Origin of the sequence: Burkholderia sp. Bp9099 (assembly GCF_003857805.1) — a bacterium.
In the GTDB taxonomy this organism is placed as follows: Bacteria; Pseudomonadota; Gammaproteobacteria; order Burkholderiales; family Burkholderiaceae; genus Burkholderia.
Genome location: NZ_QTPU01000024.1, coordinates 97800 through 122052 on the forward strand (window position 1 = coordinate 97800; position 24253 = coordinate 122052).

General features: G+C 68.3%; 17 protein-coding genes and 1 tRNA gene. 5 read left to right on the forward strand and 13 right to left on the reverse strand.

Features of this window, described 5'->3' with window-relative positions; all coding sequences use genetic code 11:
• Window positions 1-74 precede the first annotated feature (74 nt).
• Entirely contained in the window at window positions 75-767 is a 693-nt protein-coding gene (locus DIE17_RS26555) for an aspartate/glutamate racemase family protein (protein ID WP_124488321.1), read from the forward strand.
• 82 nt (window positions 768-849) lie between these two features.
• On the opposite strand, the gene DIE17_RS26560 is transcribed toward DIE17_RS26555, so the two are convergent.
• A tRNA-Met gene (locus DIE17_RS26560) sits at window positions 850-926 on the reverse strand.
• Window positions 927-1108: 182 nt separating this feature from the next.
• Here DIE17_RS26560 and xth point away from each other — a divergent pair.
• A complete protein-coding gene (gene xth, locus DIE17_RS26565) occupies window positions 1109-1885 on the forward strand; it encodes an exodeoxyribonuclease III (protein ID WP_124522161.1) in 777 nt (258 codons plus the stop codon).
• A gap of 25 nt (window positions 1886-1910) precedes the next feature.
• On the opposite strand, the gene DIE17_RS26570 is transcribed toward xth, so the two are convergent.
• The 4 genes from DIE17_RS26570 to glnA all read right to left on the reverse strand — a co-directional run bounded on the left by DIE17_RS26570 (window position 1911) and on the right by glnA (window position 8399).
• Window positions 1911-4028 carry a prolyl oligopeptidase family protein gene (locus tag DIE17_RS26570; protein WP_124522163.1) on the reverse strand — a complete coding sequence of 706 codons (2118 nt, stop codon included), beginning with the start codon at window positions 4026-4028 and terminating at the stop codon, window positions 1911-1913.
• Window positions 4029-4109: 81 nt separating this feature from the next.
• The gene (gene ntrC, locus DIE17_RS26575) at window positions 4110-5633 is read right to left on the reverse strand and encodes a nitrogen regulation protein NR(I) (protein ID WP_124488324.1); all 1524 of its coding nucleotides are present in this window, start codon (window positions 5631-5633) and stop codon (window positions 4110-4112) included.
• A 46-nt stretch (window positions 5634-5679) separates the two neighbouring features.
• Entirely contained in the window at window positions 5680-6822 is a 1143-nt protein-coding gene (glnL, locus tag DIE17_RS26580) for a nitrogen regulation protein NR(II) (RefSeq protein ID WP_044849106.1), read from the reverse strand.
• A gap of 161 nt (window positions 6823-6983) precedes the next feature.
• Window positions 6984-8399 carry a type I glutamate--ammonia ligase gene (glnA, locus tag DIE17_RS26585; RefSeq protein WP_044849105.1) on the reverse strand — a complete coding sequence of 472 codons (1416 nt, stop codon included), beginning with the start codon at window positions 8397-8399 and terminating at the stop codon, window positions 6984-6986.
• A 405-nt stretch (window positions 8400-8804) separates the two neighbouring features.
• On the opposite strand from glnA, the gene DIE17_RS26590 reads away from it, so the two are divergent.
• A complete protein-coding gene (locus DIE17_RS26590) occupies window positions 8805-9269 on the forward strand; it encodes a rhodanese-like domain-containing protein (protein WP_044849104.1) in 465 nt (154 codons plus the stop codon).
• A 147-nt stretch (window positions 9270-9416) separates the two neighbouring features.
• Here the strand turns inward: DIE17_RS26590 and DIE17_RS26595 are convergent, their stop codons facing one another.
• The 5 genes from DIE17_RS26595 to hrpA all read right to left on the reverse strand — a co-directional run bounded on the left by DIE17_RS26595 (window position 9417) and on the right by hrpA (window position 17509).
• Window positions 9417-10232 carry a molybdopterin-binding protein gene (locus DIE17_RS26595; protein WP_044849103.1) on the reverse strand — a complete coding sequence of 272 codons (816 nt, stop codon included), beginning with the start codon at window positions 10230-10232 and terminating at the stop codon, window positions 9417-9419.
• Window positions 10229-11056 (reverse strand): EI24 domain-containing protein, encoded by an 828-nt coding sequence (locus DIE17_RS26600; RefSeq protein ID WP_044849102.1) that lies wholly within the window; start codon window positions 11054-11056, stop codon window positions 10229-10231. Before DIE17_RS26600 ends, DIE17_RS26595 begins: the two co-directional genes overlap by 4 nt.
• 111 nt (window positions 11057-11167) lie before the next feature.
• Window positions 11168-12142, reverse strand: a complete 975-nt coding sequence (locus DIE17_RS26605) for a sterol desaturase family protein (RefSeq protein WP_124488325.1) — start codon at window positions 12140-12142, stop codon at window positions 11168-11170.
• 16 nt (window positions 12143-12158) lie between these two features.
• On the reverse strand, window positions 12159-13148 hold the full coding sequence (locus tag DIE17_RS26610; RefSeq protein WP_044847670.1) for a beta-propeller fold lactonase family protein: 990 nt from the start codon (window positions 13146-13148) through the stop codon (window positions 12159-12161).
• 179 nt (window positions 13149-13327) lie between these two features.
• On the reverse strand, window positions 13328-17509 hold the full coding sequence (gene hrpA, locus DIE17_RS26615; RefSeq protein ID WP_124522164.1) for an ATP-dependent RNA helicase HrpA: 4182 nt from the start codon (window positions 17507-17509) through the stop codon (window positions 13328-13330).
• 23 nt (window positions 17510-17532) lie between these two features.
• On the opposite strand from hrpA, the gene argA reads away from it, so the two are divergent.
• Together argA and DIE17_RS26625 are read left to right on the forward strand one after the other, a co-directional pair.
• On the forward strand, window positions 17533-18912 hold the full coding sequence (argA, locus tag DIE17_RS26620; protein ID WP_044847668.1) for an amino-acid N-acetyltransferase: 1380 nt from the start codon (window positions 17533-17535) through the stop codon (window positions 18910-18912).
• 49 nt (window positions 18913-18961) lie between these two features.
• Window positions 18962-19237 (forward strand): oxidative damage protection protein, encoded by a 276-nt coding sequence (locus tag DIE17_RS26625; protein WP_006478357.1) that lies wholly within the window; start codon window positions 18962-18964, stop codon window positions 19235-19237.
• A gap of 267 nt (window positions 19238-19504) precedes the next feature.
• Here the strand turns inward: DIE17_RS26625 and DIE17_RS26630 are convergent, their stop codons facing one another.
• The 3 genes from DIE17_RS26630 to DIE17_RS26645 form a co-directional block, all read right to left on the reverse strand.
• A complete protein-coding gene (locus DIE17_RS26630; RefSeq protein ID WP_124522166.1) occupies window positions 19505-20917 on the reverse strand; it encodes an MFS transporter in 1413 nt (470 codons plus the stop codon).
• A gap of 191 nt (window positions 20918-21108) precedes the next feature.
• A complete protein-coding gene (locus DIE17_RS26635; RefSeq protein WP_260439265.1) occupies window positions 21109-22374 on the reverse strand; it encodes a CaiB/BaiF CoA transferase family protein in 1266 nt (421 codons plus the stop codon).
• Window positions 22371-24125, reverse strand: a complete 1755-nt coding sequence (locus DIE17_RS26645) for an acyl-CoA dehydrogenase family protein (RefSeq protein WP_124522170.1) — start codon at window positions 24123-24125, stop codon at window positions 22371-22373. The genes DIE17_RS26635 and DIE17_RS26645 overlap by 4 nt, the downstream gene beginning before the upstream one ends.
• Between the last annotated feature and the right edge of the window lie 128 nt (window positions 24126-24253).

Here is a 24253-nt window from a genome sequence, read left to right on the forward strand (position 1 = left end):
CGGATCGTACCGCCGCGCGCCCGGGCCGCCCCCTATACTCGTCTGCCACGACATATGAAACGCACAGGTGACGGATGAAAACGATCGGACTCATCGGCGGAATGAGCTGGGAATCGTCGGCCGAGTACTACCGGATGATCAATCGCCATTCGAAGGCGCTGCACGGCGGCCATCACAACGCGAAGAGCGTGCTGGTCACGGTGGATTTCGCGGAGATCGAAGCGCTGCAGCGCGCGCAGGACTGGGCCGCGCTCGGCGAACGGATGGCCGATGCCGCGCGTCGGCTCGAAGCGGCCGGCGCCGATCTCGTCGTGCTGACGACCAACACGATGCACCGCGTGCACGGCGCGATCGAGGCTGCCGTATCGCTGCCGTTCCTGCACATCGCCGATCCGACCGGCACCGCGCTGCGCGCCGCCGGCGTCGAGCGCGTCGCGCTGCTCGGCACGCGCTACACGATGGAGCTGCCGTTCTATGCGGAGCGCCTGCGCGACAAGTTCGGCCTCGACGTGCTGGTGCCGGACGAATCCGCACGCAACGACGTGCACCGGATCATCTACGACGAGCTGTGTCACGGCGTGATCGATGCCGGGTCGCGTGCGACCTACGTGTCGATCATCGGGGAACTGGCGAAACGCGGCGCACAGGCTGTGATACTCGGCTGTACGGAAATCACGCTGCTGATCGGCGCGGACGACGCGCCGCTGCCGGTGTTCGATACGACCGCGCTGCATGCAAAGGCGGCGGTCGAGTGGGCGGCGGGCTGAAAACAAAAAACCCGGCACGGGGCCGGGTTCCTGTCGACGAAGCGCGCATCGGTCACTTGCGCTGCACATCGCCTGGTGTGCTTGGTTGCGGGGGTAGGATTTGAACCTACGACCTTCGGGTTATGAGCCCGACGAGCTGCCAGACTGCTCCACCCCGCGTCAGAGAAATAAATTATAGGGTGATGAAGCACTCACGTCAATACTTTTGTCACAAATTCTTCGCAGGCCGTCGATATCGACACGCACGGCACCGGCTTCACGTCGTGTGTCGCGCGCGTTCGCGCCCCGTGCTCGCGGTAAGATGGCGTCCTTCGCATTCACCCCCGCACGCATTCCCGTTCATGAAAATCGCCACCTGGAACGTCAACTCGCTCAACGTCCGCAAGCAGCACGTGCTCGACTGGCTCGCGCAAAGCGGAGCCGACGTGCTGTGCCTGCAGGAACTGAAGCTGCCGGACGAGAAATATCCGCGCGCCGATCTCGAAGCGATCGGCTACCGCAGCTGGTTCGCGGGCCAGAAGACCTACAACGGCGTCGCGATCCTCGCGCGCGACACGCTCGCCGTCGACGAATCGGACGTCGTGCGCAACATCCCCGGCTTCGACGACGCACAGCAGCGCGTGATCGCCGTGACGGTCGAAGGCGTGCGCATCGTGTCTGCGTATTTCCCGAACGGCCAGGCACCCGACTCCGACAAGTTCGTCTACAAGATGCAGTGGCTCGACGCGCTGCAGGCGTGGCTGGGCACCGAGATGCAGCGCTACCCGAAGCTCGCGCTGCTCGGCGACTACAACATCGCGCCGGAAGATCGCGACGTGCACGACCCGGCGAAATGGGAAGGCCAGAACCTCGTGTCGCCGCAGGAGCGCGCGCATTTCGCGAAACTGATCGAACTCGGCTTCGTCGATGCGTTCCGCCGCTTCGAGCAGCCCGAGAAGACCTTCACGTGGTGGGACTACCGGATGTTCGCGTTCCGCCGCAACGCGGGGCTGCGCATCGACCACATCCTGCTGTCGCCGGCACTCGCCGAAACCTGCACGTCGTGCGAGGTCGATCGCGTGCCGCGCACGTGGGAACAGCCGTCCGACCACACGCCCGTGATCGCGGTCGTCAGTTGAACGCCCTGCCCGCTCGCGCCTGCGCTCAAGCGCGCGCGGGCGCGGGCCCGAGATGCGCCCACAGGAAGCCGAATTCCGCCGCATCGGATTCGGCACGCTCCAGATCGTCGGCGCTGCCGTGGCCGCCGTCGGTGTTCTCCCAGTACCACACCCGTTCGTGTCCGAGCGCATGCATGCGCGCGGCCATCTTGCGCGCATGCGCGGGATGCACGCGGTCGTCGCGGGTCGACGTCGTCAGCAGCAGCGGCGGATACGCAACGCCTTCGCGCACGCGGTGATACGGCGAGTAGGCGGCGAGCGCCGCGCCCTCGCGCGCATCGTCCGGATCGCCGTACTCGTCGAGCCATGCGGCGCCCGCGTGCAGCTTCGGATAGCGCCGCATGTCGAGCAACGGCACGCGGCACAGCACCGCGCCGAACAGTTCCGGGCGCTGCACCATGCATGCGCCGACCAGCAGCCCGCCGTTGCTGCCACCCTCGATGCCGAGTTGCGCGGCCGTCGTCACGCCGGTGCGGATCAGGTCCTCGGCCACCGCGATGAAGTCGTCGAACGAGCGCTGCCGATGCTCGCGTTGCGCGTCGACGTGCCAGCCCGGTCCGAATTCGCCGCCGCCGCGGATGTGCGCAAACGCCGCGACGCCGCCGCGTTCGAGCCATGCGATGCCGAGTGCATCGCTGTAGCCCGGCAGGTTCGGAATCGCGAAGCCGCCATAGCCTGACAGCAGGCACGGCCGCGCGACGCGGGCGCTGCCGTCGGGATGCGCCAGGCCATCGAGCGCATCACGCGGCCCGATCAGCGTGTACGGCACGGCCGTGCCGTCGCGCGAGCGGGCATTCGCGCGACGCACGACGAGCCCGGCCGCATCGAATCGCACCGGCGGCCGGTCGAGCAGCACGCGACGCGACGGCGCATCGACCGCGCGGTCGGCCAGATCGGCGAGCCAGCATTCGGGCGGATCGAGATAGGTGTCGACGTCCACGTACACGTCGTCGTTCAGCGTCGACTCGACCGGCTCGACGTCGATCTGCGCGTCGCCCGGCCATTCGAACGGCCGCGCGTGCCACGTCCACGCGCCGTCCTCACCCTGGCGCGGCTGCCACAGCATCGTGCGGTTGTGCACGTCGTCGAGCCAGCTCGCGATCAGCATCGTGCTCGTGTGCGTCCACGTGCACGCGGACGTCGTCGGTCGCGGCTCGAACAGCGTCGTGAGTTCGTGCGACCCGGCGAGGAACGCCTGCTCGCGGATCGCGAGCAGCGAGCCGCCCGCGTGACGCACGCCGCCGCAGTCCCAGTCGAGCCGCGGCTCCAGCATCAGCCAACCTTCCCAGAAACCGACCTCGACGTGCGTCGGCACGTCGTAGCGCGCCCACTCGCCCGCGTCGGTCAGCCGGTATGCATGCGCGTCGAAGAAATCGACGCTGCGCCACGCGACGTGGCGGCCGTCGATCGGATCGAACCCCGCGCCCGCGCTGATGTCGTCGGGTTCGCCGCGGAACACCACCGGCGCATCGGCGAGCGGCGTGCCGCGTACCCAGCGGCGCGCTTCGTACGGATAGCCGGCGGCGGTCGCATGCGCCTCGCCGCGATCCCAGCTCACGTAGACGGTATCGCGGTCGATCCAGCCTATCGTGTGATTCCCGGGCACGTCGATCGTGAAGCCGCCGTCGACGAAACGGCGCTGCACGAGGTCGAATTCGCGCACGACGACCGCGTCGGCGCCGCCCGGCGACAACGACAGCAGCGCGCGGTCGCCGTCCGGGTACAGGATCGCGTCCTGCTCGAACACCCACGACTCGCCCTCTTGCGCGCCGAGCGCGTCGACGTCGAGCAGCGTTTCCCACTCGGGCCGGCCCGCGCGCCAGTCGTCCCAGCGCGCGCGGCGCCACAGTCCCTTCGGATGGAGATCGTCCTGCCACAGGTCGTACGCCCAGTCGCGCCAGCGGGTCGGAATCACCGGGCGTTCGCGCGGCAGATACGCCTGCGCGAGCCGCGCGGTCAACGCGCGATACGCATCGTCGTCGCGCAGCGCGACCCGTGTGCGCGCGTTCTGCTCGTCGACCCACGCACGGGCACGCTTGCTGTCGAGCGCTTCGAGAAAACGGAAGGGATCGGCCCCGGTGGGCCAGCGGAAGGAATCGGACATGACGGGAGCGCACGTGACGGCAAACCGCGATTATGTCCGATCGCGGCATGCGCGACGCACGCGCATGCCGCGACAGAGGCTTTACGGCTCCAGATGCAGTTCCTGGATCTTGCGCGTGATCGTGTTGCGGCCGATGCCGAGCCGCTCTGCCGCCTCGACCTTGCGGCCGCGCGTGAAATCGAGCGCCTCGCGGATCACGGCCGCCTCGAAGCGGCGCGCGAGCTCGTCCATCACGTCGGCCGAATTCTCGCGCAACAGCCGCGCGACTTCCGTGCGCAGCCCGCTTTCCCACATCGGATAGCCGGCCGGTGCGCCATTCGGCGCGGCCGCGACGGGGGCTGCCGTCAACGGCGCTCCCGCCGCCGGCTGCACGCGCGCGATGTCGCCACCGCCCATGCCGGTGCCGGCGTGCGCATCCACGCCGTCGGCCGTCGCCGTCACCGGCGCGCCTGCCGGCACGAGGTCGGGCGGCAGGTCCTTGATCTCGACCGTCTGCGCGGGCGCCATCACGGTCAGCCAGTTCGCGAGATTCTCGAGCTGACGCACGTTGCCCGGAAACGTGAGCGACGTCAGATACGCGAGCGCTTCGTCGGACACGCGCTTCGGCTCGACGCCGAGATCGCGCGCGCTCTTCTGCAGGAAGTGGCGCGTGAGCAGCGCGATGTCCTCGCTGCGTTCGCGCAGCGGCGGCAGCCGCAGCCGGATCACGTTGAGCCGGTGGTAAAGGTCCTCGCGGAACAGCCCCTGCCGCACGCGCGACTCGAGATTCTGGTGCGTCGCGGCGATCACGCGCACGTTCGCGCGCAGCGGGTTGTGGCCGCCGACCCGATAGAACTGGCCGTCCGACAGCACGCGCAACAGGCGCGTCTGCAGGTCGAACGGCATGTCGCCGATTTCGTCGAGGAACAGCGTGCCGTTCTCGGCCTGCTCGAAGCGGCCCTGGCGCGTCGTCTGCGCGCCGGTGAACGCGCCGCGCTCGTGGCCGAACAGTTCGGATTCGAGCAGGTCCTTCGGAATCGCCGCGGTGTTCAGTGCGATGAACGGCCCGTTGGCCCGCGGGCTGTGACGGTGCAGCGCCCGCGCGACGAGCTCCTTGCCGGTGCCAGACTCGCCGGTGATCAGCACGGTCGCGGCCGAGTGCGACAGGCGGCCGATCGCGCGGAACATGTCCTGCATCGCGGGCGCCTGGCCGAGCATCTCGGGCGCTTCGGCCACACGCTCGTCCTGCGGCGCGCCGCCGCGCAGGCTCTCCTCGACCGCGCGGCGAATCAGCTCGACCGCCTTGTCGACGTCGAACGGCTTCGCGAGATATTCGAACGCGCCGCCCTGAAACGCCGCGACGGCGCTGTCGAGATCGGAGAACGCCGTCATGATGATGACGGGCAGGCCCGGCAGGCGCTCGTGCATCGCCTGCAACAGCTCGAGGCCGGAGCCGCCCGGCATCCGGATGTCGGACACGAGCACCTGCGGCGTCTCGTGGTCGAGCGCGGCCAGCGCGTCGCGCACGTTCGCGAAGCTCTTCGTCGCGAAGCTGTCCCGGGCGAGTGCCTTTTCGAGCACCCAGCGGATCGATTGATCGTCGTCTACTATCCAGATCGGCTTCATAGGTCGGTCAGGTATGGGTGAATCCGGTGAATCGCCATGCCGCCGCTCAATGATCGAGCGGCAGCAGGATCTGAAATTCGGTACGACCGGGCCGGCTCTCGACCTCGATCATCCCGTCGTGCTGCTGCACGAACGTCTGCGCGAGCGTGAGGCCGAGGCCGCTGCCGTCGTCGCGCCCGGACACGAGCGGGTAGAAGATCCGGTCGCGGATCTCCTCCGGAATGCCGGGCCCGTTGTCGACCACGTGCAAGTCCAGTGCCAGCCTGTACAGGCGCTTCGCGATCGTCACCTTGCGTGCGATACGCGTGCGCAGCTCGATCTTCGCGTCGCCCTGCGCGATCCGCTCGCGCAGCGCCTGCGCCGCGTTGCGCACGATGTTCAGCAGCGCCTGGATCAGCTGCTCCTTGTCGCCGCGCAAGTCCGGCACGCTCACGTCGTAGTCGCGCTCGATGGTGAGCCCGCGCGGAAATTCCGCGAGCATCACCGCGCGCACGCGTTCGCATACTTCATGAATGTTCACGTCGCCGACGATGTGCGGATGCCGATGCGGCTCCAGCAACCGGTCGACGAGCGTCTGCAGGCGGTCGGACTCCTTGATGATCACCTGCGTGTATTCGCGCAACTCGCCGCGCTCGCGCCCGCTCAGTTCGAATTCGAGCAGCTGGGCTGCACCGCGAATGCCGCCGAGCGGGTTCTTGATCTCGTGCGCGAGGTTGCGGATCAGTTGCTTGTTGACCGCGGTCAGGTCGTGGATGCGCTCCTCGCGATCGGTGCGCGACTGCCGTTCGTTCTCGAACAGCTCGACGAGCACGAAATCGGGCACGGTCTCGAGGAAGCCGACGATCGCATGCACGTGCAGCGGCTCGCGGCCGGGCCGGTCGAGCACGGTATCGAGATGCGTCGCGTGAAAGCGCTCCTGGCCGATCGCGGTGATCGTCGACGCGAGTTCGTTCGCATTGGGGAAAATCTCGCCCCACGGCCGCTGCGCGAGCTGCCGGCGCGAGATGTCGAGCATCGCCTCCGCGGACGGGTTCGCGAACGCGACCCGCAGCGTCTTGCGGTCGAGCACGATCACGGCCGTCGGCAGCGCTTCCAGCCCCGCAAGCAGGCCCGAGCGCGCGAGCCGCTCGTCTTCCGTCAGTCGCTCGGGCTGCCCCGTCTTCGCCTTGATGAGATTCTTCAGAGCCATCGTGCGTGTCGTCGCGCGTTACCGGGTCGGAAATTGGAAATTTTCGGAACAAAAAAGGGACGGCTGGACGCCGTCCCCCTTCAGACTCCGCGGTTCCCGCCGCAGGCCACGCGACGGGAACGAACCGGCATGACGGCGCTGAATCGAAGCGCCATCGCCGATTACAGCGAGTAGTACATCTCGAACTCGATCGGATGCGTCGTCATGCGGAACTTCGCCAGCTCCTGCTCCTTCAGCGCGAGGTACGCATCGATCATGCCGTCGGTGAACACGCCACCGCGCGTCAGGAACTCGCGATCCTTGTCGAGCGCTTCCAGTGCCTGGTCGAGGCCTGCGCAGACGGTCGGGATCTTTGCGTCCTCTTCCGGCGGCAGGTCGTACAGGTTCTTGTCGGCGGCTTCGCCCGGATGGATCTTGTTCTGGATCCCGTCGAGGCCGGCCATCATCAGCGCCGTGAAGCACAGGTACGGGTTCGCCATCGGATCCGGGAAGCGCGTTTCGATACGGCGACCCTTCGGGTTCGACACGTGCGGAATGCGGATCGATGCCGAACGGTTGCGCGCCGAGTACGCGAGCTTGACCGGTGCTTCGAAGTGCGGGACCAGACGCTTGTACGAGTTCGTCGTCGGGTTCGTGATCGCGTTCAGCGCACGGGCGTGCTTGATGATGCCGCCGATGTAGAACAGCGCCAGTTCCGACAGGCCCGCGTAGCCGTTACCCGCGAACAGGTTCTGGCCGTCCTTCCAGATCGACTGGTGAACGTGCATGCCCGAACCGTTGTCGCCGACGACCGGCTTCGGCATGAACGTCGCCGTCTTGCCGTACGAGTGCGCGACGTTGTGGATGATGTACTTCGACCATTGCGTCCAGTCGGCGCGCTGAACCAGCGTCGAGAACTTCGTGCCGATTTCGTTCTGGCCCTGGCCCGCCACTTCGTGGTGGTGCACTTCGACCGGGATGCCGAGCTGTTCGAGCAGCAGGCACATTTCCGAACGCATGTCCTGGAACGTGTCGACCGGCGCGACCGGGAAGTAGCCGCCCTTCGTGCCCGGACGGTGGCCCGTGTTGCCGCCTTCGAATTCCTTGGCCGACGACCACGGTGCTTCTTCCGAGTTGATCTTCACGAAGCAGCCCGACATGTCCGTGTTCCACTGGACCGAGTCGAAAATGAAGAATTCCGGTTCCGGACCGAAGTAGGCGGTGTCGCCGATGCCCGTGCTCTTCAGGTACGCTTCGCCGCGCTTCGCGAGCGAACGCGGGTCGCGCTCGTAGCCCTTGCCGTCGGCCGGCTCGACCACGTCGCAGGTCAGCACGAGGGTCGACTCTTCATAGAACGGGTCGACGAATGCGGCGCTCGGGTCCGGCATGAGCAGCATGTCCGACGCCTCGATGCCCTTCCAGCCGGCGATCGACGAGCCGTCGAATGCATGGCCGCTTTCGAACTTGTCTTCGTCAAACGCCGAAACCGGCACCGACACGTGCTGTTCCTTGCCGCGCGTATCCGTGAAGCGGAAATCGACAAACTTGACGTCCTCGTCCTTCACGAGCTGCATGACGTCGGCGACGGTTTTACTCATAACCTCTTCTCCTGATTGAACAATTCCGGCGGACTGGGAACCGCCTCGTTTATCGAGCTGCCCGGAGTCTGGCTTTGGCGCAGCGTGCCCCGGGTCGACCGAATTCTATATAGCAGCTTCCGTGCCAACCATCGCAAAACCGACGCGAATCACGCCGACCCGCGCCGTAGCGGGGCCCGGCTGCGCGATTCCGGGGCCGGGCCCCGCACCGGCGGCGGCGCCCCCGCACCGCAACGGTGCAATCCCGGGGAGGCGACGGCGTCGACGAATCTTTTTGGTGCATTCGTGCCATTCTGCACTCTTTTGGTGAGCGCGTGGGCGGTGCATGCGCCACCGGGCACGCGGACATCGGCGCGGCGGCGCCGCGCTAGAATGTTCGTTTGACCGATACGGAGACCTCCTGCCATGAGTACGCTCGACCAGCTTTACGCGAAGGCCGAAGAACGCCGCGCCCAAGGCGCGCTCAACTATGCCGGCGCCCTGCTGCCGGCCGAGGCATTCGAACTGCTGCAGCTCGACCCGTCGGCACGCCTCGTCGACGTGCGCACCCGCGCCGAGCTCGACTGGATCGGCCGCCCGCTCGTCGGCGACGGCCAGTACCTGCACCTCGAATGGACGCGCTATCCGGGCGGCGTGCCGAACGCCGAATTCATCGATCAACTGAAAGCGGCCCTCCCGGCCGATACGCCGATCCTGTTCCTGTGCCGCAGCGCCGCGCGTTCGAAGCTCGCCGCGGTCGCGTCGACGCAGGCCGGCTTCACGAAGGCCTTCGACCTGCTCGAAGGCTTCGAGGGCGGCAAGGATGCCGAAGGCCACCGCAAGACGGTCGACGGCTGGTGCTTCCGGAAACTGCCGTGGATCGGCGCCTGACGGCGCATCCGCCCAGGCACGCCCGACTGCCACATCGTCGAGCCGGGCGATGACATCCCGATGACGGGCCGCGTTGCGCGGCCCGTGGTTTTTGCGGGGCCGTGCCACGGCCCGCATGCGCGATCGCCGCGCGCGGCCTTCAGGCCTTCAGGCGCGCGGCGCCTCCGGTTCGACCACGTCGCCGCCGAGCAGGTGCACGCCTTCGCGCAGCTTCACGAACGCGGCCGCGACCGCCTCCGGCTCGCCCTTCACGCCGAGGTCGATATGCCGGCGCGCATAGATCCCGCCGCGCTCGGCATCGCCGACGCTCGGCAGGCTGAACACGCGCACGCTCGGGAAATCGCGCTCGATCTTCTCCATCAGCGGCGTGAGCGTCGACTCCGGCAGTTCGAACACGTACAGCGAGCGCTCCGCGTGCGGCGTCGCGTGATGGAGATGCCGGTACTTCGTGTCGAGCACCCATTCGATCATCGGCCACGCCATCACCGGGAAGCCCGGCACAAAATGGAGATCGCCGACCGAGAAACCGGGAATCCGGTTATAGCCGTTCGGGATGATCGTCGCGCCCGCCGGGAACACGCCCATGTTGAAGCGATGCTGGTTTTCCGGCGATTCGAAGTCGACCGGCGTGGCCGCATCGGTGTGCGTCTCGCGAATGCGCTCCGAGATCAGCGCCTTCGCTTCCGGATGCAGCACGAGCGGCACGCCGAGCGCGGCGGCCGCGCACTGGCGCGTGTGGTCGTCCGGCGTCGCGCCGATCCCGCCCGTGGAGAACACGATGTCGCCCGACGCGATCGCGCGCGCGAGCGTCGCGGTGATCCGCGCCGGATCGTCGCCGACGTATTCGGCCCAGTCGAGCGCGAGGCCGCGCGCGCCGAGCAGTTCGATGACCTTCGCCAGATGCTTGTCCTGCCGGCGGCCCGAAAGGATTTCGTCGCCGATGATGATGATGCCGATGCTCATGCCTGCCCCATGTCGATTGCGGTGGCGCGCGAACTCGCACGCAGGTCGTCCAGCGCGCGCAGGCAATAGTGCCCGAACCACAGCGCCGAGAAGACGAGGATGAAAGCGTAAACCCAGATCATGGCCGCCGCCACGAACGGAAACAGCACCATCATCCAGACCGACGACACCCACACGAAGGTCGGCACGGTGCCGAGCAGCCCGGTCGCGACGCCGATGCCGATCAGCGGCCAGCGATGCTGGCGCACGAGCGCGCGGCGTTCGTCGCGGCTCGCGTGCTGCGCGAGCGCGTCGTAGGTCATCACGCGGTACGTGAGCCAGCCCCAGATCACCGGCGGCAACAACGCGAAGAACGGCGGGATCAGCCACAGCGGAATCGTGACGACGAGCAGCACGACGCCCACGATCGCCGCGCCGAGCGAATTGAACACGCTGCCGAAGAACGTGCCGCCCCGCTTCGCCTCCAGCGCGGCGAACTGCCGGTTGGACAGGTGCCTGATCACGACCGGCATCGAGATCGTCGCGATCAGCAGCAGCACGGTCAGCACGATCAGCGGAATCGCGAGCGACACGACGACGAACGGCGCGACGACCGCATGCAGCTGCGACATCCCGAGCGCGTCGAACGCGCGGTACAGCGCCGCGGTCAGCACGAAGCCGTCGAGCGCGCCGCGCGCGGCGTCGATCAGCGTCTGCCACGAGAACCACAGCACGACGCCCCACAGCAGCGCGGAGACGACGAACGGCATCAGGGTGAGCCACAGCATGCGCGGGTGCAGCGCGCTGGCGAACGCCCGGACGAAGGAGCGCAGCAAGTCGTTCATGCGAACCTGTATCGACGATGAAAAACGGGAAAAGGATAAACCACACGGCCCGCAGGCGCCAAAGCGCATGCGGGCCGTGCGGGAAAGCCGTTCAACGGGAAAGTGACGCGCTCAGGCCGACGCCGCGCCGCGCTTCGCGGGAAAGAGGCGCCGGAAGATCCGCACGAACGCGAGGCCGTGCTGCGCCCAGAAGCCTTCGCCGTAGGACACGCCTTCGACCTGCTCGCGGATGCCGGTCGGCTCGACCGTGCGGTTCCACGACGCGGTGCCGAACATCATGTCCCACCACGGGAACAGCACGCCGAAGTTGCAGCCGTACTTGGTGCCTTCGTGACCGTAGCCGACCGCGTGGTGGCGCCGGTGGAAGGTCGGGCTCACGAGCAGGCGCTCGCCGAGCCAGCCGAACGACAGCCGCGCATTCGTATGCTGGATGCTCTGCACGAAGTTCGTGACCGCGGTCAGCACGACGAACTGCGACGGCGTCACGCCGATCACGAGCGCGATCGCCGCGAAGAAACACGATTGCAGCACGTTGTCGAGCAGGTGGTTGCGGTCGTCGCACCACAACGACATCTGCCGCTGGCTGTGATGCACCGCGTGCAGCTCCCACCAGATGCCGAACTTGTGCTGCCAGCGGTGATACCAGTAGCCGGCGAAGTCGAGCACGACGAGGTAGATCGCGAACGCGACGATCGGCCGCGAGGTCACGCCCGGCCACAGATAATCGAGGTTGACGTTCGCAACGCCGTGCAGGCGCAGCCACGCCTGGAGGCGGTCGAACACCGGCTGCAGCGCGAAGAAGAAGAATAGCGTGTAGATGCCGAGCTTCGAGATCGCGGTATAGATCACGTCGACCCGCACCGCGCGGCGGTTCTTCCAGCGCTCGACGGGCGCGAGCGCCTCGAGCGGGCGCAGCAGCGCGAACATCAGCACCATCTGGAGCGCGCCGATGATCACCCAGTACAGCGCGTCGTAGGTGTCCTCGTCATAGTCCATCAGGTTGAACTTGAAGAGGAGCGGCTGCACGACGTCGACGTACAGCCAGGTCTGGATGTCCGACACGAACGCATCGATCAGGTGCAGCATCGTCCGCCTCCGCCCGTCACGCGCCGTTCGCAGCCTTCCACGGCGCGCGGTCGTAGAAGTAGATGCCGTGCGGCGAACGGCCGACGGAGATCGTCTGCACCAGCTTGCGCGAGGCCAGGTCGATGATCCCGACCTTCTTCGCGAAGCGGAACGTCACCCACAGCGTCTTCTTGTCGGCGGACAGCTCCATGTCGTCCGGGCCCGGCAGCAGGCCGGTGATGTCGCCGACCTTGGTGAGCGTGTTCTCGTCGATGATGCTGATCGTGTTCGCGACCCGGTTCGTGATCGCGACGTGCGTGCCGTCCGCGAGCGAGCGGAAGTTGTGCGCGCCCTTGCCGGTCTGGATGGTCTTCACGACCTTCTGATTGCGCCAGTCGACGACCGCGACGTAATCGGCGCCCGTCATGCCGACCAGCAGGTACTTGTCGTCCGGCGTCATCCACAGGCCCGCCGGCACGTTGCCGACCGGCATCTTCCACTTGACCGTCTGCGTCGCGAGGTCGACCGCCGCGATCTCGCCGGACACCTGCAGCGACACGAGCACGGTCTTGCTGTCCTTCGTGAACGCGATGTGACTCGGCATCACCGCGAGCGGCAAGCGCTTCACGAGATGCAGGTCGCGGCCGTCGTAGCTGTAGATGTCGAGCCGGTCGAGGCGCAGCCCGGTCGACACGAACCACTTGTTGTCGGGCGAGAAGCCGAGCTGGTACGGATCCTCGATGCCTTCGACCGTGCGCTGCAGCTTGCCCGTCTTCGGATCGACGAACATCAGGCTGTTCGAGACCGAATTCGCGACGATCAGCGACGAATTGTCCGGCGTCGCCATCAGGTGGTGCGGCTCCTTGCCGGTCGGCATCGTGCCGACGACCTGGCGGGTCTGCTGGTCGATCAGGGAAAGCGTCGCTTCGGCCGAATTGAGGATGATCACGTTATTCGCGTGCGCGGCAGGCGCCAGCACGGCGGCGGCCAGCGCAAGCGTGCGGCCGAAGGAAAGGAAAGTGCGCATGAAGACTCACGTCGTGGAACAGCAGTGATTGTAAAACGCTCGACCGGCCCTGCCGGTTGACGGAAGTCGGCCCTGCGCCACTTCGACGCACGCCGCGGCCGCCGTGCGGCCCGCCGCGGCAGGCGCCGCGCGGCCTGCCGGGCCGGCCGCCGGCGCGGACCCGGACAACCGCCGTTGCGCTAGCGCTGCATCGACTCCCAGACCTTGTGCAGACGCTTGACAGAGACAGGCATCGGCGTGCGCAGTTCCTGCGCGAACAGCGAAATGCGCAGTTCCTCCAGCAGCCAGCGGAATTCCGCGAGCCGCGGGTCGGCGACGCCGCCGCGCTGCGACACCGCGCGCTGGTACTGCTGGACGAGCGGCAGCAGCTCGCCGGACTGCTTCGCGTCGCGCGCCGGGTCGGCCTTCAGCTTGTCGATCCGCAGCGCGATGCCTTTCAGGTAGCGCGGGAAGTGTGCAAGCTGCACGTAAGGCGTGTCGATCACGAAGCGCTTGCCGACCAGCGCGGCGAGCTGCTGCTGCAGATCCGCGTGGGCCTGTGCGAACGGCTTCGCCTGCGCGAGCTTCTTCGCGAGCCCCGCGTATTCGGCGAGGATCTGCCCGACGAGCCGCGCGATCTCCTGCGCGAGCAGGTTCAGGCGGCTGCGGCCTTCGTCGCGACGCGCGTGGAAGCTCGCGTCGTCGTCGGGCAGCGGATCCTGCAGGCACGCGCGGTCGAGCGCCGTGTCGATCAGCTGGTCGCGCAGCTCGTCCTGCGTGCCGAGCGACATGTACTGCATCGCCATCTCGCGCAGCCCCGGCAGGTTCTTCTCGAGGAACTTGATCGGCTCCTTCAGCTGCAGCGCGAACAGCCGCCGCAAGCCGGCCCGGTGGATCCGCGCGGCCTCCTCCGGCGAGTCGAACACCTCGACGTCGCAATGCGTGCCGCGATCGACGAGCGCCGGATAGCCGTACAGCGTCTGGCCGCGCCGGCGGATCTCCAGCAGCTCGGGGAGCTTGCCGAAGTTCCACGTCGTCAGGTTCTCGTACAGCGCGGTCGCGCCGGCTTCCGCCGGGGCGCCCGTGTGCGGTGCGACGCCCTTGCCCGGCTTGCCGCCCTTCGCCGTCGAAGCCGCGGAACCCGCCGTGGCCGCCGGCGCCGGCGTGGCGCCTGCGTCGTCCGCGCCGGCTTCGCCGCCGGGCGCGATCGTCGACGCCGCCGCGATCTTCTGGAACTGCTGCTGCGCCTGCGCGCCGAGTTCCTGGCGCAGTTGCGCGAGATTGCGCCCCATCGCGAGCTGGCGGCCGTGCTCGTCGATCACCTTGAAGTTCATGAACAGGTGAGCGGGCAGCGTCTCGAGCTTGAAGTCGGCCGTCTTCATCGCGACCTGCGTCTCGCCGCGCACGTCGGCGATCAGCGCCTCGACGAGGCCGCCCGCGCCGAAGCGCTCGCGGCCCGTGCGCTCGACGAAGCCGGCCGCGTACTCGGGCAGCGGCACGCAATGCCGGCGCAGCTTCTGCGGCAGCGACTTCAGCAGCAGCTGCACCTTTTCCTTCAGCATCCCCGGCACGAGCCATTCGCAGCGGCGCGCGTCGACCTGGTTCAGCGCGTACAGCGGCACCGCGAGCGTCACGCCGTCGCGCGGCGTGCCGGGTTCGAAGTGGTAGGTCAGCGCCATCTCGACGCCGGCCATCGTCGCGCGCTTCGGAAACAGCTCGGTCGTGACGCCCGCCGCCTCGTGGCGCATCAGGTCGTCGCGCGACAGGTACAGCAGGCGCTGCTTGTCCTCCGCCTGGCCGCCCTTCTTCACTTCATCCCGATACCAGCGCTCGAACGCGACGCCCGTGTGAATTCCTTCCGGAATCGCCTGGTCGTAGTACGCGTAGATCAGCTCGTCGTCGACCAGCACGTCCTGGCGGCGCGACTTGTGCTCGAGCTGCTCGATGTCGGCGAGCAGCTTGCGGTTGTGCGCGAAAAACGGCAGCTTCGTGTCGAATTCGCCTTCGACCAGCGCGCCGCGGATGAACAGCTCGCGCGCCCGCGCCGGGTCCTGCTTGCCGAACGCGACGCGCCGGCGGTGGTAGATCGGCAGCCCGTACAGCGTCGCGCGCTCGAACGCGCTGACCTGCGCGGGACGCTTTTCCCAATGCGGCTCCGACAGCGATTTCTTCAGCAGGTGCGCGCCGATCTTCTCGACCCACTCCGGCTCGATCTTCGCGAGGCAGCGCGCGTACAGCCGGCTCGTCTCGACGAGTTCGGCCGCCATCACCCAGCGGCCGGCCTTCTTCGCGAGCGCGGAGCCCGGCCACAGGTAGAACTTGATCCCGCGTGCGCCGAGGTAGTGCGGATCGTCGTCGGCCTTCATGCCGAGGTTGCCGAGCAGGCCCGTCAACAGGGCCAGATGCACCTGCTCGTAGGTCGCCTCGACCTCGTTGAGGCGCCAGCCGTGTTCGCGCACGACCGTCAGCAGCTGCGAATGGACGTCGCGCCATTCGCGCAGCCGCAGGTGCGACAGGAAATTCTGCCGGCACGCGTCGATCAGCTGGCGGTTCGACTTCTTGTGCGCGACGGCCTCTTCGAACCACGCCCAGATCTTCAGCCACTGCAGGAATTCGGAGCGCTCGTCGGCGAACCGGCGGTGCGCCTGGTCGGCCTGCTCCTGCGCTTCGATCGGCCGGTCGCGCGGGTCCTGCACGGACAGCGCGCTCGCGATGATCAGCACCTCGCGCAGCGACTGCTGGTCGCGCGCGGCGAGAATCATCCGGCCGACGCGCGGATCGAGCGGCAGCCGCGCGAGTTCGCGGCCGAGCGGCGTCAGTGCGTTGTCGTCGTCGACCGCGCCGAGTTCGTTGAGCAGCTGGTAGCCGTCCGCGATCGCGCGGCCGGGCGGCGGCTCGAGGAACGGGAACGATTCGATCGCCGTCAGGTGCAGCGATTTCATCCGCAGGATCACCGACGCGAGCGACGAGCGCAGGATTTCCGGATCGGTGAAGCGCGCGCGCGCCTGGTAGTCGCTTTCCTCGTACAAGCGGATGCAGACGCCGTCGGCCACCCGGCCGCAGCGGCCCGCGCGCTGGTTCGCGGCGGCCTGCGAGATCGACTCGACCTGGAGCTGCTCGACCTTGTTCCGGTACGAATAGCGCTTCACGCGCGCGAGGCCGGTGTCGACGACGTAGCGGATGCCCGGCACCGTCAGCGAGGTTTCGGCCACGTTGGTCGCGAGCACGATGCGGCGCGCGTTCGACGCCTTGAACACCTTGTCCTGATCGGCCGCCGACAGCCGCGCGAACAGCGGCAGGATCTCGGTGTGCGGCGGATGGTGCTTGCGCAGCGCCTCGGCCGCCTCGCGGATCTCGCGCTCGCCGGGCAGGAACACCAGCACGTCGCCGGGGCCTTCGCGGCACAGTTCGTCGACCGCGTCGACGATAGCGTCCATCAGGTCGCGCTCGGCCTCGCGCGCGGTCTTCACGCGGTCGCGCCCGCCGGTGCCTTCTGCGTTCTTTACCGCCGGGCGGTCCTCGGCCACCGGCCGGTAGCGCATCTCGACCGGGTACAGCCGCCCGCTCACCTCGATCACGGGTGCCGGGCGCTCGTCGGTGCCGAAATGGCGCGCGAAGCGGTCGGCGTCGATCGTCGCGGACGTGACGATCAGCTTCAGGTCCGGCCGCCGCGGCAGGATCTCCTTCAGGTAGCCGAGCAGGAAGTCGATGTTCAGGCTGCGTTCGTGCGCCTCGTCGATGATCAGCGTGTCGTACGCCTTCAGCAGCGGATCGGTCTGCGTCTCGGCGAGCAGGATACCGTCCGTCATCAGCTTGACGGACGCGCCCGGCGCGAGATTGTCGGTGAAGCGCACCTTGTAGCCGACCACCTCGCCGAACGGCGTGCCGAGTTCCTCGGCGATCCGGCGGCCGGTCGACGATGCGGCCAGGCGCCGCGGCTGCGTATGGCCGATCAGGCCCGTGCCGCCGGCGCCGAGGCCACGGCCGAGATCGAGGCAGATCTTCGGCAGCTGCGTGGTCTTGCCCGAACCCGTCTCGCCGCAGACGATGACAACCTGATGACCGGCGATCGCGCGCGCGATTTCGTCGCGCTTGCCCGACACCGGCAGGCTTTCGGGGTAAGTGATCGGCGGAACGGGATTCGGCGCGACGGTGGTGCGCGGCGCACGCTCGCGGCGCGGAGCGCGCTCGCCGGCGCCCCGCGGTGCGCCCTTCGCGGACGGCTGGCGCGTATCGCCACGCCGTTCGTCGCCGCGCGGCGCGTGGGCCGGCTTGCCCGCCGGCTTTTCCTGCTGCTGGCGCGCGTCGGCCGCACCATCCGGGTGCTTCGCCGACGGCGCTTTGGCCCGCGTCGGCGCGGGACTTTTAGGTACATTCGACATGGGGGCGCATTATAATCCCGCCCATGAATTCCCAAACCGACCTCCCTCCCGCCCAGACCGGCGCCGCGACGCCGCCGGCCGCCGACGATTCGGCCGCCAGCCACGCGCAGTTCGTCGACTGGATGCGTTCCGTCGCGCCCTATATCCACAAGTTCCGCAACAGCACGTTCGTCGTGGGGTTCGGCGGCGAGGTGGTGCAGCAGGGGCTGTTGAACGCGCTCGTGTCCGACATCGCGCTCCTGCAGGCGATGGGCATCCAGATCGTGCTGGTGCACGGCTCACGGCCGCAGGTCGAGGAGCAGCTGAGCCTGCATGGTGTCGAATCCGAGTTTTCGCACGGGCTGCGCATCACCGATGCGCGCGCGCTCGAATCCGCGAAGGAAGCGGCCGGCGAAGTGCGTCTCGACATCGAGGCCGCGATCAGCCAGGGTCTGCCGAACTCGCCGATGGCGCACGCGCACATCAGCGTCGTGTCCGGCAACTTCGTGACCGCCCGGCCGGTGGGGATTCTCGACGGGGTCGATTTCGCGCACACGGGCATCGTGCGCAAGATCGACGCCGAATCGATCCGTCATTCGCTCGCGAGCCGCAAGCTCGTGCTGCTGTCGCCGCTCGGCTTCTCGCCGACCGGCGAGGCGTTCAATCTGTCGATGGAAGACGTCGCATCGGCCGCCGCGATCGCGCTGCGCGCCGACAAGATCATCTTCCTGACCGAAGCGCCCGGCATCGTCGACGACGAAGGCGGGCTGATCCGCGAAATGTCGCTCGACGCGGCCGCCGAGCTGCTCGATTCGGGCAACATCCAGGGCGACGACGCGTTCTTCCTGAAGCACTCGATCCGCGCGTGCCGCGGCGGCGTGACCCGGGCCCACCTGATTCCGCAGTCGCTCGACGGCAGCATGCTGCTCGAACTGTTCCTGCACGACGGCGTCGGCACGATGATCTCGTACGAGAACCTCGAGAGCCTGCGCGAAGCGACGCCGGACGACGTCGGCGGCATCCTGTCGCTGATCGAGCCGCTCGAGTCGGACGGCACGCTGGTGCGGCGCGGCCGCCACCAGATCGAACGCGACATCGACCACTTCTCGGTGATCGAGCACGATGGCGTGCTGTTCGGCTGCGCGGCGCTGTATCCGTACCAGCAGGAAAAGATCGGCGAGATGGCGTGCCTGACGGTCGCGCCGGAAGCGCAGGGCTCGGGCGACGGCGAACGCCTGCTCAAGCGCATCGAGCAGCGCGCCCGCGCGCGCGGCCTCACGCACATCTTCGTGCTCACGACGCGCACCGAGCACTGGTTCCTCAAGCGCGGCTTCGTCAAGGTCAGCGTCGACGACCTGCCGGAAGACCGCCGCAAACTCTACAACTGGCAGCGCAAGTCGCTCGTGCTGATGAAGCAGCTCTGAGCGCAGGCACGACTGCCCTCCCCCAGACCGATTACAGGAGAAGTACACGATGGCTCGAATGATCCAATGCGCGAAGCTCGGCAAGGAAGCCGAGGGTCTCGATTTCCCGCCGCTGCCGGGCGAACTCGGCAAGCGCATCTACGAAAGCGTGTCGAAGGAAGCGTGGCAAGGCTGGCTCAAGCAGCAGACGATGCTGATCAACGAGAACCGCCTGAACATGGCCGACCCGCGCGCGCGCCAGTACCTGATGAAGCAGACCGAGAAGTATTTCTTCGGCGACGGCGCCGACCAGGCGTCCGGCTACGTGCCGCCGACGGAAGGCTGAGCACCCCGCATCGCGATGGCCGGCCGTGCCGGCCTCGTCGCGAAGTGAAGCAACCGCCAGGCAAACGGCACCGTGGATCGCACGGTGCCGTTTGCTTTTGGGACGCGTGATTTGGCGCGAGTCGAGGCCATGCGGCGCGCGATCCGTCCGGCGCGCGATGTCGCCGGAGCGGCGAATTACCGCCTCACCGCCTCACCGCCTCACCGCATTACCGCGTTACCGCGTTACCGAATCGCCAGCGTGCCGAATCACGCCGGCCTCCCCGTCTCACCCCGCCGGTTTCAACGCGCCGCGCTCGCCTGGCTGCGTGGTCTCGCCGGCCGGACTTTCAGCGCTCGCACTTTCGGCGCCCCACTCGGCCGCATCGCTGCGCTCGGCCGTCGACAGCTCGTCCGCGCGGTAGCCGGTGCGATTCAGCAGCGCGAGCATGCACGCGAGCGACACGAGCGCGTACAGCCCCGACGCGATCGCGACGCCGACGATGCTGCCGGTCGCGTTCAGGATCGCCTGCGCGAGCACCGGCGTGCCGCCGCCGACGACGAGGGCGCTCAGCTGGTACGCGAGCGACAGGCCCGTATAGCGGATGTTGGCCGGAAACACGCGCGCGAGCACGCCGCCGACCGCACCGTAGAACATCGCCGACGGAATCGTCGAGATGCACATGCCCGCGACGGCGACCCAGTACGAGCGCGTCGCGAGCGCATGGAACATCACCGGCATCAGCACGATCTCCGGAATCAGGATCCAGCACATCGCGCGCCGCATGTCGACCTTCGACACGAACCACGCGCCGACCGGCTGCATCAGGAACTGCACGACGAGCGAGATCGACAGGATGCCGAGGAACGTGCCCTGCGCATAACCGAGCTCCTTGGTCGCCCACGACAGCGCGAACGTGCTGCGAAAGTACGTGACGTGGATCACCGGCAGCGTGCCGGCCGCGAGCAGCACGACGGGCCAGTGGTCGCGCACGACGTCGCGCAGCGGCAGCTTCACCGTGCGCTTGCGCGCGAGCACGCGCTGCATGTCGATCGATTCCTCGAGCCGCAGCCGGATCACCATCCCGATGATCACGAGCACCGCCGACAGCAAAAACGGAATGCGCCAGCCCCACATCAGGAACGACGGCGTCGGCAGCGCGCTCAGCGCGAAGAAGGCAGCGGTGGCGAGCAGGTTGCCGGTGGGCGAACCCTGCTGCGCGAACGCCGCATACAGGATGCTGCGATGCTTCGGCGCGTTCTCGCTCGCGATCAGCACCGCGCCGCCCCACTCGCCGCCGACCGCGATGCCCTGCAGCACGCGCAGCACGACGAGGCCCGCGGGCGCCCACACGCCGATCGACGCATAGCCGGGCAACAGGCCGATGCCGGTCGTGGCAAGCCCCATCATCACCAGCGTGATCACGAGCGCGGTCTTGCGGCCGACGCGATCGCCGAGATGCCCGAACACGATGCCGCCGAGCGGCCGCGCGGCGAAGCCGGCCCAGAACGTGACGAACGCAAGGAGCGTCGCGACGCCGGGATTCATCGTGCTCGAAAAGAACACCTTGCCGAATACGAGCGCGGCGGCGGTGCCGTAGATGTAGAAGTCGTACCACTCGATCGTGGTGCCGACGAACGCCGCGAGGGCGGCACGGCCGGGCCGCGGCTGCGCGGCGGACGGGGATTGCGGACGGCTCATCGATGTCTCCATGTTTGTGATCGGCGGCGCGACTGTCGCGCGCGTTGCCGGATGGCCGGCCTTGCGCCGCCGGCTGGCGGAGGTTGCGTTACGAGCGATTGCTCGACGCGGGGCAGCTTTACGCTGCCCAACGTCGCTTTACGTCGCGATCTGTCGGTCCAGGTCACTCACCTGCAGGGCCACTCGTCCGGTCACGCCGGGTCCGGCGCGACCTTCAGCACGCCCGCGTCGAGCAGCTGCCGCTGGAGCGCGGGATCGACGCCGAGGCGGTCGAGCACCGCGCGCGTGTCGCGGCCGAGCGCGGGCGGCGGCGAACGATAGGTCGCCGGCGTGCGCGACAGCTTCACCGGCGATGCGGTGCCGCGATACGCGCCGATCTCGACGAACAACTCGCGATGCAGCGCATGCGGATCGCGCGCAACGTCGGCGACCGTGCGCACCGGCCCGCACGGCACGCCCGCCGCCATCAGGTCGCGCGCGAGCGGCTCGCACGGATGCGCGGTGAGCCGTGCCTCGAGTTCGGCCTTCAGTTCGGGCCGGTGCGCGCAGCGGCTGCGGTTGTCGACGAAGCGCGGATCGCCGGCCAGCGCCGGCGCGCCGAGATGCGCGACGAGCCGCGCGAACTGCCGGTCGTTGCCGACCGCGAGGAAGATCGGCACGGTGGCCGTGCGATAGCTGTCGTACGGCGCGATGTTCGGGTGCGCGTTGCCGCTGCGCTCGGGCACGCGCCCCGAGCCGAAGAAGTTCGGCAGGTGCGGATGCAGCAGCGACACGCCGCAGTCGTACAGCGCGATGTCGATCGACTGGCCCTGCCCGCTCTGCTCGCGCTCCGCGAGCGCGAGCAGGATGCCGGTCAGCGCGTTGAGTCCGGTGACCATGTCGACGATCGGCAGCCCGATGCGCGTCGCGTCGCCGTCGCGCTCGCCGTTCACGCTCATCAGCCCGGCCATCGCCTGGATCACCGCGTCGTAGCCGGGCAGCCCGCCGAGCGGGCCGTCCTCGCCGAAGCCCGTCACCGCGCAGTGGATCAGGCGCGGGAAACGCGGCTGCAGGTCGCGCGCGTAGTCCATGCCCCAGCGCGCGAGCGTGCCGGGCTTGAAGTTCTCGACGAGCACGTCGGCGCTCTCGAGCAAACGCCACAGGATCGCGCGCCCTTCGTCGCGGGACAGGTCGAGCGCGACGCCCTCCTTGTTGCGGTTCACGCCCATGAAGTACCACGCGGTGTCGCCGAGGAACGGTGGCCCCCAGCCGCGCGTCTCGTCGCCGCCCGGCGGCTCGATCTTGATCACCGTCGCGCCGTGGTCGGCGAGCGCCTGCGTGCAGTACGGGCCGCCGAGCACGCGGCTCAGGTCGACGACCTTCAGGCCGTCAAGTGCGCCGCGTGTCGCTTTCGTCGCTTCCGTCGCTTCCGTCGCTTCCGTCGCTTCCGTCGCTTTCGTCGCTTTCGTCGTGCTCATCGTTCGACCTCCGGCAGCAGGTCGAGCGCCATGTCGAGCGGTACCGGCGTGCCGCGCAGCAACGCATCGAACGCCGCTGCCTCGTCGTCGCGCGACGCCGGCGCGAGCGGATCGACCGGCAACAGCTTGTGACGCACGATCAGGTGCGCGAGCGCGAGGCGCCGGTAATCGGGCGCGAGCCGCGCGCCCTCGCATGCCATCAGCACGGCCGCGCTCGCGTAGTACAGCGCCGACGCGGCCTGCCGCACGCGCGCGTCGTCGCCTTCCGCCGCGACACCGGCGAGCGCATCGCACGCGCGCGCGAGAATGCGCCGCAGCGCCGCGCGGCTCGCGTCGGGCAGCGGCGCCGCGCCGAGCCGGTCGGCGAGGAACGTGCGCAGCGCATCGAGCGCCTGCTCGCGCTGCGCGGCGCGCGCGACGTCGAGCGCGACGATGTTGCTGGTGCCTTCCCAGATCGAGCCGAGATGCGCATCGCGCACGAGCCGCGCATCGCTCCATTCCTCGATGTAGCCGGTGCCGCCGCGCACCTCCATCGCGTCGCCCGTCACACGGCGTGCGTCGCGGCACGCGCGGAACTTGATCAGCGGCGTCAGGATGCGCACGCAGCGCGCGGCCTGCTCGTCGCCCGCATCCGCCTGCGGCAGCAGCAGCGCGATCTGCATGAACATCGCACGCGCGGCCTCGGCGGGCAGCAGCATCTTCATCAGCTGGCGCTGCATCAGCGGCATCTCGATCAGCTTGCGGCCGAATGCGGCGCGGTGGGCGGCCACGTGCAGCGACTCGTTCAGTGCGCGCCGCATCAGGCCCGCCGCGCGCACGCCGTTCGACAGCCGCGACATGTTGATCATGTCCGCCATCTGGTGAAAGCCGCGGCCGATCTCGCCGATCAGGTATGCCTGCGCGCCTTCGAGCGCGATCTCGCCGCTCGCCATCGAACGGCTGCCGAGCTTGTCCTTCAGCCGCACGATCCGGTAGCGGTTGCGCGTGCCGTCCGGCAGCGTCTTCGGCAGCAGGAACAACGCGAGCCCCTTGATGCCGTCCGGCGCGCCGTCGGGCCGCGCGAGCACCATCGCCAGGTCGGCGTCAGCGTTCGAGCAGAACCACTTGTCGCCGAAGAGGCGCCACACCGCCTCGCCCTGCGCGTCGGCATCGCGCACCGCGCGCGTCGCGATGCGGCCGACGTCGGAGCCGGCCGCCTGTTCGGTCATGAACATCGCGCCCTGGAACAGCGTGTCGAAATCGCGCGATGCGAGCATCGGCAGATAGCGCTCGACGAGCGCCGGGTCGCCGAAACGGCGCAGCGTGCGCGTCAGCGAATCGGTCATGCTGACCGGGCAGCACAGCCCGAATTCGGCCTGCACGAACAGGAACGTCAGCGCGTACTTGACGAGCGGCGCGACCGCCTCGGGCTGGTGGCTCAGCGACGCGAGCCCGAGTTCCGCATACGCGACGCGTTCGAGCGCGATGTACGCGGGATCCTTGTCGATCCGCTGCACGGCTTCGCCGCGCCGGTTGCGGTGTTCGAGCACGGGCGGGTGCTTGTCCGCGCGCGACGCCCATTCGTCGAGCTCGCCCGACACGCGCGCGCCGAGCGCGTGCAGCTGCGGTTCGAGTTCCGCGTAGCGCGCGTCACCGAGATGCAGTTTCAGCAACGCGCCGAGATCGGGATCGGCCGTGAAGAAATTGATGCCCCGGCTATCGGGGATGTTGTTGGCCGCGCCGGTGTCCGGCGTGCGAGCGATGTCGTTCATGCATGCGTCTCCAGGATGGCGCCCGGCTATCGGCCGGCGCCGCGCGGCGGCACCGCGGCCGGCTGATGCCAGGCGTTCAGCAGAGCGTAGGCGCGCGATCGATAAGCGTCCAATACAGGATTTATCCG